Origin of the sequence: Methylobacterium sp. EM32, from assembly GCF_040593685.1 — a bacterium.
GTDB lineage: Bacteria > Pseudomonadota > Alphaproteobacteria > Rhizobiales > Beijerinckiaceae > Methylobacterium.
In genome coordinates this window covers 1-1,116 of record NZ_JBEXZS010000093.1, presented here as the reverse complement: position 1 = coordinate 1,116, position 1,116 = coordinate 1, and the positions used below count along the sequence as shown (strand labels likewise).

Below are 1,116 nucleotides of genomic sequence, written 5' to 3'. Positions count from 1 at the left end.
GAACGGCAATGGTTCAAGGCGCGATGCGGTCCCTTGGCGTCCGAGACGCCTCGTGCCGGAGCATTCTGCCCCGTCGTCTTCGAGACCGAAGCACCTTTGACCGTGGCCGATGCTCGACTCGATCCACGCTTCGCGTCGAGTCCGTTTGTCATTGGCGCCCCTAACATCCGCTACTATGCTGGGGTGCCCGTCCGGGTCATGCAGACCGGCGGTGATGCGGTCGTCGTCGGCACCCTCTGCGTACTGGACGACAAGCCTCGTGAACCCTGCGCCGCTGATGTGGAGGTTCTTTCGGAACTGGCCTGCATGGCCGAAGCGCTTCTTGAGGCGAGAATGGCCGCGTTACATGCGGCCGAAGCGGCCGAGGATAGACGCCTGACCGTCGAGCACCTCGAGCGCGAGCGGCGGCAGTTCAAACAGGCGGAGCGCATGGCCGTGATGGGCTCCTGGCGCTACGATCTCGGACTCCGCGCCGCGACCTGGTCAGACGGCATCTTCGCGATCCATGAACTGCCCGTGAGCGGCGGTGTGCCGAATGACGAGATTATGAACTTCTTTCCGGAGCCGGATAGGAGCGCGTTTCTTGCCGCGGTGATGCGCACGCTCAACACGGGTCTGCCGTTCGAGCTGGATGCTGACTTGATGACGGCAAAGGGCAACCGCCGACGAGTTCGTTGCCTCGGGGAGATCGAGGTGTCGAAGGGAAGGCCCGTCGCGCTGATGGGCCTGCTTCAGGACATCACCGAGCAGTATCATATGGAACAAAAGCTACGACAGACCGCTCGCACCGACGATCTTACTCAGCTATCCAACCGGGCGGAGTTCAACCGGGTTCTGGACAGCCGCCTGCGGGAAGCCGATGCCAGGAATACGGAATTTGCGGTGCTGTTGATCGATCTCGATGGCTTCAAGGACGTCAACGACGCTTTGGGGCACGCCGCAGGCGACGAAGTGCTGCGCCGCGTGGCGGACGAGCTCCGTGCCGAGTACCTGAGTTCGTGTGTTCCGGCACGGCTTGGAGGCGACGAGTTCGCCGTTCTGGTCCCGCCGACGGTGGGTCGAGTCGCCATTGAGGCCCTGGTGCAAAGGCTGCTTCACAGCCTCCGCATCGTGGCG

1 protein-coding gene is annotated in these 1,116 nt (G+C 63.2%); it reads left to right on the top strand.

The genetic code is table 11. From position 1 onward, the window contains the following. On the top strand, nucleotides 1-1,116 hold a 1,116-nt coding region (locus tag ABZT49_RS13980), incomplete at both ends, for a diguanylate cyclase (protein ID WP_355286646.1).